This window comes from Gemmiger formicilis (genome assembly GCF_016900095.1).
In the GTDB taxonomy this organism is placed as follows: domain Bacteria; phylum Bacillota; class Clostridia; order Oscillospirales; family Ruminococcaceae; genus Gemmiger; species Gemmiger formicilis_A.
In genome coordinates this window covers 101,267-117,942 of record NZ_JACJJP010000007.1, presented here as the reverse complement: position 1 = coordinate 117,942, position 16,676 = coordinate 101,267, and the positions used below count along the sequence as shown (strand labels likewise).

Annotated in this window: 11 protein-coding genes; 5 read left to right on the top strand and 6 right to left on the bottom strand. The window is 62.5% G+C overall.

The window, feature by feature from the left end; all coding sequences use genetic code 11:
• The first annotated feature begins 155 nt into the window (after positions 1–155).
• From H6B15_RS05270 to H6B15_RS05255, 4 genes are all read left to right on the top strand, one after another.
• Entirely contained in the window at positions 156–593 is a 438-nt protein-coding gene (locus H6B15_RS05270; RefSeq protein WP_204646823.1) for a hypothetical protein, read from the top strand.
• The gene (locus H6B15_RS05265) at positions 520–2,832 is read left to right on the top strand and encodes a glycosyl hydrolase (RefSeq protein WP_204646821.1); all 2,313 of its coding nucleotides are present in this window, start codon (positions 520–522) and stop codon (positions 2,830–2,832) included. The genes H6B15_RS05270 and H6B15_RS05265 overlap by 74 nt, the downstream gene beginning before the upstream one ends.
• A gap of 31 nt (positions 2,833–2,863) precedes the next feature.
• Positions 2,864–4,300 carry a 6-phospho-beta-glucosidase gene (locus H6B15_RS05260; protein ID WP_204646820.1) on the top strand — a complete coding sequence of 479 codons (1,437 nt, stop codon included), beginning with the start codon at positions 2,864–2,866 and terminating at the stop codon, positions 4,298–4,300.
• A gap of 84 nt (positions 4,301–4,384) precedes the next feature.
• Entirely contained in the window at positions 4,385–5,143 is a 759-nt protein-coding gene (locus H6B15_RS05255; RefSeq protein WP_204646818.1) for an EFR1 family ferrodoxin, read from the top strand.
• Positions 5,144–5,180: 37 nt separating this feature from the next.
• Here H6B15_RS05255 and H6B15_RS05250 read toward each other — a convergent pair whose 3' ends face one another.
• Positions 5,181–6,512, bottom strand: a complete 1,332-nt coding sequence (locus H6B15_RS05250; RefSeq protein ID WP_204646816.1) for an MATE family efflux transporter — start codon at positions 6,510–6,512, stop codon at positions 5,181–5,183.
• A gap of 212 nt (positions 6,513–6,724) precedes the next feature.
• The gene (locus tag H6B15_RS05245) at positions 6,725–10,972 is read right to left on the bottom strand and encodes an EAL domain-containing protein (protein ID WP_204646814.1); all 4,248 of its coding nucleotides are present in this window, start codon (positions 10,970–10,972) and stop codon (positions 6,725–6,727) included.
• A 167-nt stretch (positions 10,973–11,139) separates the two neighbouring features.
• On the opposite strand from H6B15_RS05245, the gene H6B15_RS05240 reads away from it, so the two are divergent.
• Entirely contained in the window at positions 11,140–11,949 is an 810-nt protein-coding gene (locus tag H6B15_RS05240; RefSeq protein ID WP_204646812.1) for a MerR family transcriptional regulator, read from the top strand.
• A 59-nt stretch (positions 11,950–12,008) separates the two neighbouring features.
• Here the strand turns inward: H6B15_RS05240 and ptsP are convergent, their stop codons facing one another.
• From ptsP to H6B15_RS05220, 4 genes are all read right to left on the bottom strand, one after another.
• Positions 12,009–13,688, bottom strand: coding sequence for a phosphoenolpyruvate--protein phosphotransferase (ptsP, locus tag H6B15_RS05235; RefSeq protein ID WP_204646810.1), 1,680 nt, complete (start codon positions 13,686–13,688; stop codon positions 12,009–12,011).
• A gap of 82 nt (positions 13,689–13,770) precedes the next feature.
• A complete protein-coding gene (locus tag H6B15_RS05230) occupies positions 13,771–14,028 on the bottom strand; it encodes an HPr family phosphocarrier protein (protein ID WP_204646808.1) in 258 nt (85 codons plus the stop codon).
• A 220-nt stretch (positions 14,029–14,248) separates the two neighbouring features.
• Positions 14,249–15,094: a Cof-type HAD-IIB family hydrolase gene (locus H6B15_RS05225; protein ID WP_204646805.1), complete on the bottom strand. Its 846-nt coding sequence runs from the start codon at positions 15,092–15,094 to the stop codon at positions 14,249–14,251.
• 94 nt (positions 15,095–15,188) lie between these two features.
• Positions 15,189–16,631: a glycoside hydrolase family 1 protein gene (locus H6B15_RS05220; RefSeq protein ID WP_204646803.1), complete on the bottom strand. Its 1,443-nt coding sequence runs from the start codon at positions 16,629–16,631 to the stop codon at positions 15,189–15,191.
• Between the last annotated feature and the right edge of the window lie 45 nt (positions 16,632–16,676).

The following is a 16,676-nucleotide window of genomic DNA, read 5'->3' as shown; positions in this document are numbered from 1 at the left end:
GCACAGGAGGTTCTTTCTCTTCACTAAAGTATTTTTTATCCACCCCCAGTTGAACTGGGGGATTTTATCATGCCTATTCGGCGCCATTGATACTGCCCGGCACCCGGACATCCGCCGGTGCCGGGCAGTTCCTGTTAGAGAGGAGTCTGAACAGAATGCAGACACTGCAGCAAGTGATGAACGGCGGCGCTCCCAACGCGCTGGCTCCGTTTTTGTGGCTGCACGGGGAGGATGAATCCACCCTGCGCGCCGAGGTGGAACGCATCGCCGCCTGCGGCATCGGGGCCATCTGCGCCGAAACCCGCCCCCACAAGGATTTCAACGGTCCCGGCTGGTTCCGGGACCTGGGCATTCTGCTGGACGAGTGCAAGCGCCGGGGCATGGAACTGTGGGTGCTGGACGACAGCCATTTCCCCACCGGATACGCCGACGGCGCGGTGAAGAAGAACCATCCCGAGCTGTGCAAGAAATTCCTGTGCTGCAAAACCCTGGATTTTGTGGGCCCCCAGCCCCACAGCGGTGCTGAAATACGCCCTGCGCAGCCCCGCCGACACCATCCTGGGGGTGTATCTCTGCCGCAAAACCGCCTTTGAGGTGCTGGACCCCACCGACGTGCGGGACCTGACCGACCGGGTGGAGTGGGTGGACGACTACAACACCGGCAAACCCACCTGCGACTGGACCGGCAAACCCATTCCCGGCGCGCCCGCCCAGGGTCCCCGCCCCATCGTGCGGTTCGATCTGCCCGAGGGAGACTGGAGCCTGAACATCCTTACCGTCAGCTACAAGGGCGGCGAAAAGCAGACCGAAGGCTACCTCAACCCCCTGGACCCCAAAGCCACCCAGATTCTGCTGGACACGGTGTACCAGCCCATCTACGAGCATTTCGGGGCGGAGTTCGGCAAGACCTTGCGGGGATTTTTCTCCGACGAGCCCCGCTTCGGCAACATTCACGGGGCGGAAGGGGCCTCCATCGGCCGCAACAGCGACATGGTCCTGCCCTGGCGGGACGATCTGGACGCCCTGCTGGCCGAACAGCTGAAGGGCACCGTGCTGGAAGGCCGGGAACTGCGCCCCCTGTTGCCCCTGCTCTTTGTGAACGGCACCGAGGGCGAGGGCGACACCGCCGCCCATGTGCTGCGCTGTGCCTACATGGACCTGGTCAGCCGGCTGTACAGCGAAAACTTTGACGGTGTGCTGGCCCGCTGGTGCCACGACCACGGATGTGAACACATCGGCCACACCATCGAGGACAACAACGCCCACGCCCGCCTGGGCTACGGCGCCGGGCACTTCTTCCGGGCCATGGCCCACCAGGACATGGCAGGCATCGACGTGGTCATCCAGCAGCTGACCCCCGGCCAGGACAAGGGCCTGTTCAAGGGGATGCACAGCCCCGGATGGGACGGCGAGTTCTTCACCTACGTGCTGGGCAAGCTGGGCGGCAGTCTGGCCCACCTGAACCCCGCCGCCAAGGGCCGGTGCATGTGCGAGCTGTTCGGCGCCTACAGCTGGGCCGAGGGCAACCGGCTGGGCAAGTGGCTGGCCGACTACATGCTGGTGCGGGGGGTCAACTACTTTGTGCCCCACGCTTTTGACCCGGCGCCCTTCCCTGACGCCGACTGCCCGCCCCACTTCTACGCCCACGGCCACAATCCCCAGTATCCGGAGTTCGGCCTGCTCATGGGCTATATGAATCGGATGGCCGCCCTGCTGGCCGGCAAACATGTGGCCCCCGCGGCGGTGCTCTACCACGCCGAAGCCGAGTGGAGCGGCGACTATATGTTCACCCAGAAACCCGCGGCCCAGCTGGCCCGGCACTGCATCGACTACGACATTGTGCCCGCCGACTACCTGACCGGGGCCGACCTGGTCGAGGGACAGCTGCGGGTGAACGGCGAGGACTTCCGCACCCTGGTCATCCCTTACGCCCAGGCCCTGCCCGCCGCCCTGCTGCACAAGATTGCTGCCTGGACCGCCGCCGGTCTGCCGGTGTGGTTTTTGGACGGCCTGCCGGTGCGCACCTGCGAGGGCACGCCTTTGCCTGACCTGTCCGGCGCCAACGTGGTGGCGCTGGCCGACCTGGCCGATGCCCTGGCGGAGGCAGGCATCCCCGAACTGCGCCTCACCGCCCCCGCCCCCTATCTGCGGTACTACCATGCCCGTCAGGCGGACGGCGACGTCTACTTCTTTGTGAATGAGGGCACCACCCCGATGCACACTGCCGTGGAGGGGGCCCGCCCCGGCCAGGCCGTGGTGTACGACGCCTTCACCAATACCCTGGCGGCGGAGGAACGCCCCTTCACCCTGGACCTGCCCGCCTTCGGGGTCAAGTGCGTGCTGGTGCCCGACCTTCCCGTGGACGCTCCCGCTGCGCTCTCCTTTATCGGTGCCCGGCAGCTGGCGCTTTTCCCCGCCGAGGTGCGGTTTGCGGACGCTGAGACCGGCAGCACCCAGTATGGCGCGCCGGTGGCCCTGGACGGCTGGCAGCCTGTGGACACCCTGCCCGGCATGGCCGCCTTTGCGGGACGGATTCGTTACCGTCTGACCGTCACCCTGGACGAGGCCCAGGCCGCCGTCCCCGCCCGCCTGGTGCTTACCGGCGTGCAGGAAGGCGCCGCCGTCACGGTGAACGGCCAGGACTGCGGCACCCGCATCGGCGCCCCCTATGTATACCCGGTGACCGGTGCCCTGCACCCCGGGGAAAACGAGATCCAGCTGGAGGTCAACACCACCCTGGGACGGCGGATGAACGACTTCCTGACCCAGTTCCTGCCCATGGAGCCACTGGGCATCACCGGCGGGGCCGTGCTGGAACTGGCCCAACCGTAACACTCTCATTTCCGGAAAGGAGCACACTCCCATGAAAAACGCATTTCCGCAGAACTTCCTTTGGGGCGGCGCCACCGCCGCCAACCAGTGCGAGGGCGCCTGGCAGGAGGGCGGCAAAGGGCTTGGCACCAACGATGTCATCCCCGCCGGCAAGGACCGGTTCCCGGTGGCCACCGGCCACATGACCATGCTGGCCCCCGACGCCGATCACGTCTACCCCGCCCATGAGGCTATCGACTTCTACCACCATTACAAGGAAGACATCGCCCTGATGGCCGAGATGGGATTCAAGTGCTTCCGCATGTCCATCTCCTGGACCCGCATCTTTCCCAACGGAGACGACGAGCAGCCCAACGAGGAAGGTCTGGCCTTCTATGACGCGGTGTTCGACGAGTGCGCCCGCTACGGCATCGAACCGCTGGTGTCCATCGTCCATTTCGACGCCCCGGTGCATCTGATCCAGACCATCGGCAGCTGGAAGAGCCGCAGGATGATCGACTATTTCCTGCGGTACTGCAAGGTTCTGTTTGCCCGGTACGGCAAGAAGGTGAAATACTGGCTGACCATCAACGAGATCAACATGCTGCTGGCCATGCCCTTCACGGCGGCGGGCATCCGGTTTGAGCCCGGGGAGGATGAACAGAAGGTCAAGTACCAGGCCGCCCACCACGAGCTGGTGGCCAGCGCCCTGGCGGTGAAGCTGGGCCACGAGATGATGCCCGGGGCCATGATCGGCTGCATGCTGGCCGGGGGCAACTACTACCCCTACACCTGCGCGCCGGAGGACGTGTGGGAGAGTATGCGCCGGGACCGGGACAACTACTTCTTCATCGACGTGCAGAGCCGGGGCGCCTACCCGGAATATGCCCTGCGCCGGATGGAGCGGGAGGGCGTGATGCCGGTGATGGAGCCGGGCGACGCCGAGATCCTGCGGGAAAACACGGTGGATTACATCACCTTCAGCTACTATTCCAGCCGCTGCGCCAGCACCGACCCCGAGGTGACCGGCAAGCAGACCGCCGGCAACGTGTTTGCCAGCGTGAAGAACCCCTACCTGAAAGCCAGCGAGTGGGGCTGGCAGATTGATCCCCTGGGGCTGCGCATCACCCTGAACGCCCTGTATGACCGCTACCAGAAGCCCCTGTTCATTGTGGAGAACGGCCTGGGCGCCAAGGACACGGTGGAAGCGGACGGGTCCATTCACGACCCCTACCGCATCGACTACATGCGGGCCCACATCCGGGCCATGGCCGACGCAGTGGCCCTGGACGGCGTGCCCCTGATGGGGTATCTGGCCTGGGGCTGCATCGATCTGGTCAGCGCTTCCACCGGCGAGATGGCCAAGCGCTACGGCATGATCTATGTGGACAAGCAGGACGACGGCACCGGCACCCTGGCCCGCAGCCGCAAGGATTCCTTCTACTGGTACAAAAAAGTCATCGCCTCCAACGGCGACGATCTGGACTGATTTTTCCCCTTGACGGTCCCCACCCGCCGCGCTACAATGAACCCATTCCCGTTGTTTGTATCCGGGTTCAAGGGAGGGAAACCTATGATCGTCTATTTCACCGGCACCGGCAACAGCCGGTATTGTGCCGAATTTCTGGCCGACCGTCTGGATGACGTGTGCACCGACGCTTTCGGCTATATCCGCGACGGCATCGCCGCCGACCTGCATTCCCAAAAACCGTGGGTCTTTGTGTGCCCCACCTACTCCTGGCAGATTCCCCGGGTGTTCGCCCAGTTTATCCGCAGCGGAAAATTCACCGGCAATCCCGACGCCTATTTTGTCATGACCTGCGGCAGTGAGGTGGGCAACCCGGAACCCAACAATCGGGCGGTGTGCGGTACGGCAGGGCTGGAATACCGGGGCACGGCGCCGGTGGTCATGCCGGAAAACTACATTGCCATGTTCAGCGCTCCCGGGCCGGAGGAAGCCCGGCGCATCGTGGAGGCGGCCTCCCTCACCCTGGAAAAAATTGCCGAGACCTTACGCGGCGGCAAGGACCTGCCCCCCCTGCCGGTACACATGCTGGACAAGCTGAAATCCGGCCCCGTCAACGCCGGATTCTACCGGTTCTACGTCAAGGCCAAGCCCTTTACAGTGTCGGATGCCTGCGTGTCCTGTGGCCGATGCGAGGAAGCCTGTCCCCTGGGCAACATCCTGCTGCGGGACGGCCTGCCGGAATGGGGCGATTGCTGCACCCACTGCATGGCCTGCATCTGCGGGTGCCCGGTGCGCGCCATCGAGTACGGCCGCACCAGCAAGGGCAAAACCCGGTACCAGTGCCCGCCCTACAAAGCAAAGTAAAGCAAAACCCCGGAGCCGTGCAGGCTCCGGGATTTTTTTATGTGTGGGCGGTGCGCTTGCGGTAAACCCAATAGCCCACCGCGGCGGTAACCACCTCGGTGACCCAGAAGGCGTGCCACACGCCGTTGGCCTGCCAGAACAGGCTGAGCACAAAGGCGGTGGGGATAATGAACACCGCATACCGCAGCAGCGAGATGATGAGGGAGGCCCCGCCCATACCCAGGCCTTCCAGGGCACCGGAGGAGATGACCGACACCGAGGAGATGAGAAATCCCACGCTGATGATGCGCAGGGCGGCGGCCCCGGCGGCCACGGTTTCGGGATTCTGGGAAAACAGGCCGATGAGCTGCCCCGGAACGGCCTGGCAGAGCACGGTGCCCACCGCCATGATGGCGGCCGCCAGCCCCAGTGCCACCCGGTAGATTTTCTGCACACGGGCGTGTTCCCCGGCGCCGTAATTGTAGCCGATGATGGGCCGCATGCCCTGCACAATGCCGTTGGCGGGCAGATACAGGAAGGTCTGCAGCTTGTAGTACACCCCCAGCACCAGCACGTAGATCTGGGAGTAGGTGGCCAGAATCACATTGAGGGCGGAGATCAGCAGGGAGGGCAGGGCCAGGTTCAGGGAAGCGGGCACACCCACGGCGTACAGCCGGCCCAGAATGCGTCGGTTGGGGCGCAGATACCCTCGGCCGATGCGGATGTTCAGCGGGCGCAGGGTGTAGAAGATCAGGTACAGCAGCAGATTCACCGCCTGACCAATGCCGGTGGCCAGGGCGGCCCCCTCAATGCCCATGCGAGGGAAAGGGCCCAGACCGAAGATCAGAACGGGGTCCAGCAGGATGTTGGTCACACAGCCGCAGAGCATGCTGACCATGGACAATACCATCTGCCCCGCCGCCTGGTAGATTTTTTCAAAGGCCATGCCAAGGGCGTTGATCACCGAGAAAAGGAAGGCGATGCGGGCATACCGCACCCCCATATCGATCACCGCGGCGTCGGTGGTAAAGCACCGCAGAAACGCCGGCATCAGGGCGATGCACCCCACCGTGAGCACCAGGCCGTGCAGGGCGTTGCAGACCACGCCTTGTGTGGCGGCCTGGTTGGCGCGGCAGTTTTCCCCCGCGCCCAGGTAGTAGGAGATGACCGCGTTGATGCCGATGGCAAATCCGATGGCCACGGCGCTGATGAGGTTCTGTACCGGGAAGACCAGGGACAGAGCCGTCATGGCCTGCTCACTGATGCGGGCCACAAAATAGCTGTCCACGATGTTGTACAGCGACGACACCAGCATGGACAGCACCATAGGCAGAGACATGGACAACACCAGGGGCAGGACGGGTTTTTGCTTCATGAATGTTTGTTCCATAAGGGATGGGTTCCTCTTTCTTTTGCTCGGGCGTCACACACAAAAAAGCCACACGCACCGCCCTTTTCAGGGCCGGTTCGTGTGGCGAAAAGTAACGCGTATTTACCTAAAGTCCACAGCCGTCCCGTTGGGGGACGGTTTAACGGTTTATTATAATACCCCGTGCCGGGACAAATGTCAAGGGCTGCGACGCCGGAAAATCCTGCCGCATCTCAGTTTTTGATGTCCTCATAGAAGCTGAACCCGTTTTTGCCGTTTCGCTTGCTGTGGTACATGGCGGTGTCCGCCCGGTTCAGGGATCGGGCATAGTCAAAGTGTTCGCTGGTGACGCAGGTCAGCCCCATGCTGCAGGTCAGCACGTTGCCGGAATGGATGCGCAGCTGTTCCAGGAACTGGGTCAGGCGCTGTTCCAGGCTTTCCCGGGGGATGCTGCCCCGGATGTAGACCAGGAATTCGTCCCCGCCCATACGGCCGATCACGTCCCCCTTGCGGAAGGTCTGCAGCAGCTGCTGGGAGACGGTCTTGAGCATGGCGTCCCCCTCGATATGGCCGTGCAGGTCGTTGATCTGCTTGAAGTTGTCCACGTCCAGAAGCAACAGATACCCACAGGGGCTGGCGGTGGACTCGATGATGCTGCGGGTCATCTCCCGTTCAAAAGCGGTGCGGTTGTAGATATCGGTGAGGGGATCCCGGTTGGCCGCATCCAGCTGGGCCAGCTCCCGCTCCTTCTCGGCGTTCACATCCTTGAGGTACAGAAGGGCGTACACGCTGCCGGAAAGCTGTTCCCGGAACAGGTAGACGGTCAGCTCCACCCAGTGCCGCTCGTTGCCGATGTTGCGCCGGTAGTAGAACCGGTGGCTGAGATTGCCCTCGGCAAACATCTGTTCCCGGGCGGCGGCATCGGTGTAGCTTTGCAGCACCTTCACTTCCTCGCCGGTCAGGCACTGTTCCAGCGCTTCGGTCAGCGCCCGGAAGAAATGGCGGCCGGTGTTGCGGTAGTCCTTCTCATAGCAATGCCAGACGCCGCCCGCCGTCTGCAGTTCGTCCCGGTCCATGTCCACCTCGGCATAGGCGATGGCCTCGGACAGCAGCACCTGATAAAACCGCCGCATACGCATGGACTCCACATCCTGGGTATGCTGGGCGCCCATGGGCTCCACCAATACCAGGATGGTGTCCAGGTCCTGCAGTTTCTGGCTCAGATGCTGCAGGGTCAGGCGGAACCACTCATATTCCCCGTTTTTGGACCGCAGCTGCAACTGCAGCTGGCCCAGCTCATCCCGCATGCGCAGGCGGGAGAAGGCTTCCCGGAAGGCCGCGGCAAAGGCCGGGTGCACCAGCCCGCTTTCAATCCAGCTTTCGGGGAAGTTCTGCTCCTGCTGGTCCTCTCCCTGCAGCAGGAACCGCCGGGTGTGGAAGTAGACGGACCCGTTGAGTTCGTTGTACTCAAAGATATCCCGGTCGCAGGCTGCCGGAATGTAGGGCTGCATCTCCACGTCGTCCACCAGGCGGTGGTACCCTTTCAGGCAGATGCGGCCACCCTCATCGGCGGTGCGTACCCCGGTGCAGCGCACCATCACGTCTCCCCGCAGAGGATGTTTCCAGGTATATTCCATCTGGACCACCTTGCCGGAATCGATCATGCTCTGCATCGCCCGGTCCACATACTCGTAGTAGCCGGGGTTGATGCGGGAATACCAGAACTGGTAATACTCGGTTTCGTCCATGGTGTGGTCCACGCCCATGGCCGTGTTCATGGTGTCGTCCCCCAGCATACTCCGCCGGGCGGAGTGGGGGTCCTGGTAGATGGTCCACAGCCCCAGGCCCAGGCGGTCGATGATTTCCTGGCCATCATACTGCAAAAGCTGCTTGTACCGGCACTCGCTGCGCTCCTGGTGCAGGCGGGTGATCAGGAAATGGGCCAGAACCCGGATCTGGGAGTCGTCCCGGATGGAGTTCCGGGGGTTGTCCACCCCGATGAACCCGATGGTCCTGCCGCCATCCCGCAGGGGTACGGCGATGAGGCGGGTGATCTTCTGGGCGTTGAGCACCTCCCATTCCTCGGGGTTCTGGTCGCGCACCACATCCATGTTCAGGATATAGATGGTGCGGTCGCGGTCAAACTGCTGCATCCAGCGGTCCAAAGCCACCGGCGGCACCTGCTGCAAGTTGCCGTGCTGGGCTTCCACCCCGTCAGCACACCATTCAAAGGTATTGTCCCAGAATCCGGTCTGGCCGTGGGTGGGTTCAAACAGATAGGCGCGGTCGGCCTGGTAGTACTGCCCCACCGAGGCCAGTACCTTGTCCACGGCTTCGTCGTACCGGCTCTCCCCCGAAAGAATGGCGGTGTTTTCCACAATCTTCTGGGCAAAGGCCAGGCGTTCGCCGGTGTCCCGGCTGACATTTTCGTGCTTGGTGATGTCCGAGGCCACCTCCAGGCGCACCGGACGGCCCCGGTACTGGATCAGCTTGTCCCGCAGAAGGAAATGGCGGCCGCAATATTCGTTGTAGTGGTCCCAGACATAAAATCCGTCCTGCCGCAGCTGGCTGTTGGTGCAGTTGGGACAGGGGGTATCCCGCCCCTGCAACACCCGGTAGCATTTGCGGCCCTGGTAATCCCGCACCCCGAACAGGCTTTGCCCCGCCGGGTTCAGGTAATACAGCTCGCAGGTTTCGGGGTCGCTGATGTAATAGATGTTGCTTTCGGAATTGAGGATTTTCAGCGCCAGATCGCTTTCGGCACAGGGCGGTTCCGGCGGATGGACCGCGGCGCGGCGGGCATTCAGGGCCGCGGCCCGGTCCTTCCATTCCCGGTAGAGCGGGCTGTCCTGGTCCAGGAATCGGGCTTCCAGCTCCGCCGGTTCGCAGGGACGGGCGATCAGATACCCCTGCAGCAGCATGGGACGCAGTTCCTGCAATACCTGCAGTTCCTCCTCGCTCTCCACCCCTTCGCAGCAGACCCGGATGCGGCTGCTGTCCGCCAGCTGGATCATGTTGCTCAGCAGACGATAGTTGTAGGCGCTGCGATGGATGTTGTTGACGAACATGCCGTCAATCTTGATTTCGTCCACTTCCAGGTCTTTCAGCCGGCTCAGCCCGGAATAGCCGGTGCCGAAATCATCCACCGAAATTTCGATGCCGCTGAGTTTCCAGCGGCGGAAAATCTCGTTGATGCGGGCGTACTCCACCAGTTCCAGGCTCTCGGTCACTTCCAGGGTCAGGGCATTGCCGGGCAGGCCGCTTTCCTCCAGGGCATTCAGCACGTCCCGGGCAATGTTTTCCTGATAAAGCTGGGCGAAGGAGAGGTTGACGCTCATGCGGAAATCCGGCACCCGCTGCCGCCAGATCCGGCACTGGGCCAGCGCCTTGCGCAGGGTCCACAGCCCCACCTTGCCGATCAGCCCGGTCTGCTCCAGCAGAGGGATGAAATCCGTGGGGGAAACCGCCCCCCGCTGCCGGGACTGATAGCGCAGCAAAGCCTCGGCGCCGTACAGACGGAAGCTGTTGGTGAGCACCTGGGGCTGGTAAACCAGAGAGAATCCGCGGAAGTTGTCCTCCACGCTGTGGGTGAGCTCATCCTTGAGCTCCAGCACGCTGAGTTCCTTCTCGTAGTCCTCGGCGGAGAAGAAGACGATCTTGTCCCGGCCCTGCCGCTTGGCCGCTGCCAGCGCCACCTCGGCATACTGGTACAGGGTTTCGGCATCGGGGATCTTATAGGTCAGCAGGGGCACACACCCCGCCGAAAGGGTACAATAGTCGGCCATGCGCTTCTGCACATACCGGAATACCTGGGTGGCCCGCTCCTGGTCGGTGTCTGGCAAAACGGCCGCATAGCAATCGCCCACCGTGTGGTAGACCCGCTGGCGGCCGTAGACGGCCTCCTCAAAGGCGGCGTGAAGGCGCACCAGAAGGGTATCGCCGTAGCGGCGCCCATGCTTCAGGTTGATGGAACGCAGGTTGTCCACCCCAATGACCAGCAGGCTCGCCGGGGTCTTTTCCGCCAGATAGATTTCGGCGTCCTGCTTCAGGCGGTCCAGGTCGAACACGTCCGGACGGGAAACCTCCTCGGTTTCGCAGGCGGCAATGCGGCCGATCATCCACACGGGCCGGCCGTCCTCCTCCAGCTGGGCCTTGCCGCAGCTGGTGACCCAGATGTAATCCCCCGTATGGGTGCGCAGACGGTACCGGCCCTCATAGCGCACAGCCTCGCCCCGGCACAGGCGGCGGAACTGCATATCCACAATGGGGCGGTCCTGGGGGTGCACAATCTCGTACAACTGCCGCGGAGTGACGGTGTTGTCCTCCCCCCGCGGCAGGGCAAACCGGTCCCACATGTTTTGGGAAAAAACAGCGGACCGGTTTGCAAATTCATAGTAAAAATAGTATTCGTGGGAGCTTTCTCCCAAAAAATCCATAGCGTCCCGCGCGCCGCGAGACAATTGCTGCAGATCAAAGGCCATGATCTTCCCCCGACACCATTTTTGTATATTTTTATAAAAGGCCGCACCTATGTACGGTTCCTGTCCCATTATAACAAAGGCCGCCGGGGTTCGCAACCGGCGAAGGGTCTATCCTGAACAGGGCGGGACTGGTATAATAAGGAAAAAGCCGAAAGGAGGGGGCACCCATGCCACGGTTTTACCGCATCAGCGAACTGGCGCGCCTGTACGGCGTGAGCCCGGACCTGCTGCGCTATTACGAGGAGCAGCAGCTGCTGTGCCCCAAGCGCAGCGAAAACGGCTATCGCGCCTACAGCATTGAGGACGTGTGGCGGCTGAACGTGATCCGGGACCTGCGCACCCTGGACGTGCCGGTTCCCACCATCCGGGCCTATCTGCAGGACCACAGCGCCGCCACCACCCGCCAGCTGCTGGAGGACGAACTGGACCTGCTGGACAGCCGGATTGCCCGGCTCCAGGCCCTGCGCCGCACGGTACGCCAGCGGATGGACAGCTGTGAACGGGCGTACAGTCTGCCCCTGGGGGAGTGCTTTGCCCAGAAATTTCCCGCCAGGCGGTGCCATGCCCTGCACCAGCCCTACCACACCGACGCCGAGATGGACCCTCTGATCCAGCAGCTGCGCAGCTTTGACCCCGACCACCTGTATGTGTGGGGCAACGACGGCATCGGGTCCTATCTGGACCTGGACGCCGCCGGGCAGGGGGACTGTCAGCGGTACACCGGGGTGTTCATCCTGCATCCTAGGGGCGAAAGTTCCCTGCCCCGGGGGTTGTATCTCTGCCTGGCCTACCGGGGCCCCAACAGCCGGAATGCCGAGCTGGTGCCCCGTCTGCTGGCCGAAGCCGCCCGCCGGGGATACGAGCCCCAGGGGCCGCTGCTGGAATTTCTGTTGGCGGACATCCACATTTCGGGGGATGACGCCGACCACGTGACCGAACTGCAGCTGCGGGTGCGCCCGGCCAAAGACATGACATGAAACAGGCCGTTCCCCTTGCCGGGGAACGGCCTGTTTTACGGGAATCGGGACCCGTTTTCTCAGTTGTTGGTGTATTCGTCCGCCAGGGCCGCCAGAATGCGGGGGCTGGTCTCCCGGGTATCGGTCATGCGGATGGCGTTGCGCAGGGGCAGCACCGCACGGGGAGAGACGGACAGCTCATCGATGCCGATGGCCAGGAAGGTCTCGGTCAGGGTCAGGTCGGCGCCCAGCTCACCGCAGATGCCGGTCCAGATGCCGTTCTTGTGGGCGTTGTCGGCCACCATCTTCAGCATGCGCAGCACCGCCGGGTGATGGGGGTCATAGAAGCGGCCCAGGTCGTTGTTCTGACGGTCGCAGGCCAGAGTGTACTGGGTCAGGTCGTTGGTGCCGACGCTGAAGAAGTCCACTTCCTTGGCCAGGCGGTCGCTGAGCATGACGGCGGCGGGGGTTTCGATCATGATACCGATCTCCACGTCCTCGCTGTAGGGGATGCCCTCGGCCTTCAGTTCCCGCTTCACATCCTCACACTGGCGCTTGGCTTCCCGCACTTCCCACACGTTGGTGACCATGGGGAACATGATGCGCAGCTTGCCGAACGCAGAGGCACGGTACAGCGCGCGCAGCTGGGTGTGGAAGACTTCCGGCCGGGTCAGGCAGATGCGCAGGGCGCGCATGCCCATGGCGGGGTTTTCCTCGTGGGGCAGGTTGAAGTAGCCGATCTGCTTGTCCGCGCCGATGTCCAGGGTGCGGATGATGACTTCCTTGCCGTCCATATCGGCCAGAACCTGCTTGTAGGCTTCAAACTGCTGGTCCTCGGTGGGATAATCCTCGCAGTTCAGGTACAGGAATTCGCTGCGGAACAGTCCGATGCCGCCGCCGTCGTTGACCTGCACGGCGTGCACATCCTCGGGGCTGCCGATGTTGCAGTAAACCCGGATGCTCTTGCCGTCCTTGGTCACGTTGGGCTGGCCCTTCAGGGTTTCCAGCAGGCGCTGCAGGCGCAGCTGTTCTTCCCGCTTCTTCAGCATCTTGTCCCGGGTCATGTCGTCGGGGTCGATGACCACGCTGCCGGTGGCGCCGTCGATGATGACCTGGCGGCCTTCATACTCCGGTTTCAGGGCGTCGCCCACGCCCACGATAGCGGGAATGCCCATGGTGCGGGCCAGAATGGCGGTGTGGCTGGAACCGGAACCGCCGGCAGTGATGAAGCCCAGAATCTTGGACTTGTCCAGCTGGACGGTCTCGGAGGGAGCCAAATCGTCGGCGGCCAGCAGCACCGGCACGTCGGAGGCAATGCCGCCCTGCACAGCGCCGCCCAGAATGGCCAGCAGCCGGCGGGAAACGTCCTTCACGTCGGCGGCGCGGGCCTGCATATAGCTGTCGTCCATGGCCTCGAACATCTCGGCAAACTGCAGCGACGTGTCGGCGATGGCGGCCTCGGCATTCATCTTCTGGTTGGTGATGCGGTCTTCGATGGCTTCCTCATAGTCCAGGTCCTCCACCATCATCTGGTGGGTTTCAAACAGCATGGCGGCTTCGTCGCCTGCTTCGGCCCGGGCCTTCTCGGCCAGTTCGCCCAGCTGCTCGATGGCGCCGGTCTGGGCACCCTTGAACCGATGCCATTCGGCGTCGGTGTCCTCCACGGTATACCGCGGAATCGCGGTTTTGGCGCGGTGATAGAAATACAGCGGGCCGATGCCCACACCGGACGACACGCCCTTGCCCTGGATACTGATCATTGGCTTACACCTCACTCAATGCATAGCGATAGAAAAAGCGGCCAGCCAGGTGGCTGGCCGCGGACGAAGTCGGACAGAGAACTTACAGGTTGGCCTTGAAGAAAGCTTCCAGAGCCGGAGCGGCAGTGTCCTCGTCGGCGCCTTCCACCTTGACGGTGACGGTATCGCCGCACTTGACGCCCATGCCCATCAGGGCCATCAGCTTGAGGGCGTTGACCGACTTATCACCCTTGGTGATGGTGACAGCGCTCTGATATTTCTTAACTTCCTTGACCAGCAGGCCCGCCGGACGAGCGTGAATGCCAACGGCTTCCTGAATCGTATAAGTGAATTCTTTCATAGTCATTTCCTCCCATACGCACCGGTATTTCCGGTGCCAATGTGTTATTACTATAGTAGCATGTTCGGGCCGCAACGTCAACCAAAAGCGGACACAAAGTCTATCGCTTTTTCGTTCTTTTTGTATATTGGTGAAATTTTTGACAAAATTTTTTCCCGAAAAAGCGCCGTGTCCCCGATGCCGGGGTCCGTATAGACGGTCTTCCATTTGCCCGCCGGGCTCATCCTTCGATCAGACCCAGGCGGACAAAGGCGTTATACAGGCCGTTTTCCTCCACATCGTCAGTGACAAAGTCGGCGGCGGCACGGATCTCCGGCCCGCCGTTGCCCATGGCCACCCCCACGGCGCAGGCCTGCAGCAGGGGCACGTCCACCTTGGCGTCGCCGAAGCCGATGGTGTCGGCCCGGTCGGCCCCCAGATGGTCCAGCAGCACCTGAACCGCGTGGGCCTTGGTGATGTTCTTCACCCCCAGGTCACCGAAGAGGGCGGTCTCTCCCCTGCCGCCCCAGGTGCCGGGCTGCAGGTCGGGAAATTCCCGCGCCGAGTCCAGATGGTCCTGGTAGGTATGAAGAATGAAGCTGATCTTGTTCACGTCGTCCCGGTAGAACTGCGCCCCCTGCAGGCCGAACTGCAGGTCCGGAAAGATTTCCCGCACGGTCAGGCCTTCCACATCCTTGCCCTTGCGGCGGATGTATTCCAGCAGGGTGGGCAGGGCCACCTCCTCAAACCGTTCGCTGGCAAACAGGCCGTTGTTGCTTTCCAGGTAGAATTCCAGGCCCCGGGCGTGGAGCCAGTCCACCACCCGGCGGCACTGGTCCAGGGTCAGCAGCTGGTGCATGACCACCTTGCCGTCGTCCTCCACATAACTGCCGTTGCCCCCCAGCAGGCCGTTGATGCCCAGCTCCCACAGAGCGGGGTTGATCTCAGCCCGGCTGCGGCCGGTGCACAGATAGACCCGGTGCCCGTTGGCCCGCGCCTTGCGCACGGCCAGGGCGGCGGATTCCGGCAGGCGGTTCTGATAGTCCACCAGGGTGCCGTCTACATCCAGAAAAATGATCTTGGACATGAGCAGGGTTCCTTTCTTGTACATAACAGCGGGGCACACCGGGCCACGGCCCGGTGTGCCCCGTGCTTTTATGATGAAGTGGGGAATGTCGGAATCAGGTCAGGTCCTCGCCGTTGGTGGCAATGACCTTCTTGTACCAGTAGAACGAATCCTTGCGCAGGCGGCTGTAGTCGCCGGTGCCGTCGTCATACTTGTTCACGTAGATGAAACCGTAACGCTTGGCCATCTCGCCGGTGGAAGCGGAAACCAGGTCGATGCAGCCCCAGGGGGTGTAGCCCATCAGGTCCACGCCGTCCTTGACGGCTTCGGCCATCTGCTCGATGCGCTGACGCAGGTAGTCGATGCGGTAGCTGTCGTGCACGGTGCCGTCGGCTTCCAGGGTATCCCGGGCGCCCAGGCCGTTCTCCACCACCATCAGCGGAATGCGGTAGCGGTCGTAGATTTCGTTCAGGCTGTAGCGCAGGCCCTGAGGGTCGATCTGCCAGCCCCACTCGGAGGCCTTCAGATAAGGGTTCTTGTAGCCCTGGGCCACGTTGCCGTCGGTCTGGGCGGCATCCTTGTGGGTGGTGACACAGTTGGACATGTAGTAGCTGAAGGTGTAGAAGTCCACGGTGCCTTCCTTCAGAATCTCGGCATCGCCGGGTTCCATGTGGATGGTCACGCCCAGGTCCTCCCACAGCCGCTTGGCAAAGGCCGGATACTCACCCCGGACCTGCACGTCGGAGCAGTACCAGTTGGTCTTGCGCATGGCCTGCTGGTTGGCCAGGATGTCGGCCGGGTCGCAGGTGTAGGGGTAGGAGGTGATGAAGCAGTCCATGTTGCCCATCTTGTATTCGGGGTAGTTGTCATGGGCGTACTTCACGGCCAGAGCGCTGGCGATGAACTGATGATGCAAAGCCTGCAGGCGGGTCTGGGGATCGTCGGGCATGGCCACGGCGGGGCCGCGGTAACCCTGGCAGGTGCCCAGAGAGAGCACACCGCCGAAGGGCATCATGCCGGCGTTGATTTCGTTGAAGGTCAGCCAATACTTGACCTTGCCCTGGTACCGGGCAAAGATGGCCTTGCAGTAGTTCATGTAGAAGTCCACCAGCTTGCGGTCCGCCCAGCCGTTGTACTTCTCCACCAGGGCGTAGGGCAGCTCATAGTGGCTGATGGTGACCAGGGGTTCGATGCCGTGCTTCTTGCAGCAGTCGAAGACGCGGTCGTAGAAGGCCAGGCCGGCCTCGTTGGGCTCGGTCTCCTCCCCGGTGGGGAAGATGCGGGTCCAGTTGATGGAAGTACGGAAGGTCTTGAATCCCATCTCGGCAAAGAGGGCAATGTCTTCTTCATAGTGATGATAGAAGTCGATGGCCTCATGGCTGGGGTAGAACTTGTCCGGTTCAATGGTGGGGGTCAGCAGTTTGGGGGTGGTGTGGGTGCCGTTGGTGCACATATCGGGAATGCTGGGGCCCTTGCCGTCCACATCCCAGGCGCCTTCGAACTGGTTGGCGGCACAGGCACCGCCCCACAGGAAATCTTTGCGAAAAACCGAAGCCATAAAAGAATACCTCCCGATTTCGGTGGAATATTTTCAGGACCGCAG

Coding starts and splice junctions, on each gene's coding strand:
- H6B15_RS05270 (WP_204646823.1), top strand. CDS start 156: ATGCAGACACTGCAGCAAGTGATGAACGGCGGCGCTCCCAACGCGCTG.
- H6B15_RS05260 (WP_204646820.1), top strand. CDS start 2,864: ATGAAAAACGCATTTCCGCAGAACTTCCTTTGGGGCGGCGCCACCGCC.
- H6B15_RS05255 (WP_204646818.1), top strand. CDS start 4,385: ATGATCGTCTATTTCACCGGCACCGGCAACAGCCGGTATTGTGCCGAA.
- H6B15_RS05250 (WP_204646816.1), bottom strand. CDS start 6,512: ATGGAACAAACATTCATGAAGCAAAAACCCGTCCTGCCCCTGGTGTTG.
- H6B15_RS05245 (WP_204646814.1), bottom strand. CDS start 10,972: ATGGCCTTTGATCTGCAGCAATTGTCTCGCGGCGCGCGGGACGCTATG.
- H6B15_RS05240 (WP_204646812.1), top strand. CDS start 11,140: ATGCCACGGTTTTACCGCATCAGCGAACTGGCGCGCCTGTACGGCGTG.
- ptsP (WP_204646810.1), bottom strand. CDS start 13,688: ATGATCAGTATCCAGGGCAAGGGCGTGTCGTCCGGTGTGGGCATCGGC.
- H6B15_RS05230 (WP_204646808.1), bottom strand. CDS start 14,028: ATGAAAGAATTCACTTATACGATTCAGGAAGCCGTTGGCATTCACGCT.
- H6B15_RS05225 (WP_204646805.1), bottom strand. CDS start 15,094: ATGTCCAAGATCATTTTTCTGGATGTAGACGGCACCCTGGTGGACTAT.
- H6B15_RS05220 (WP_204646803.1), bottom strand. CDS start 16,631: ATGGCTTCGGTTTTTCGCAAAGATTTCCTGTGGGGCGGTGCCTGTGCC.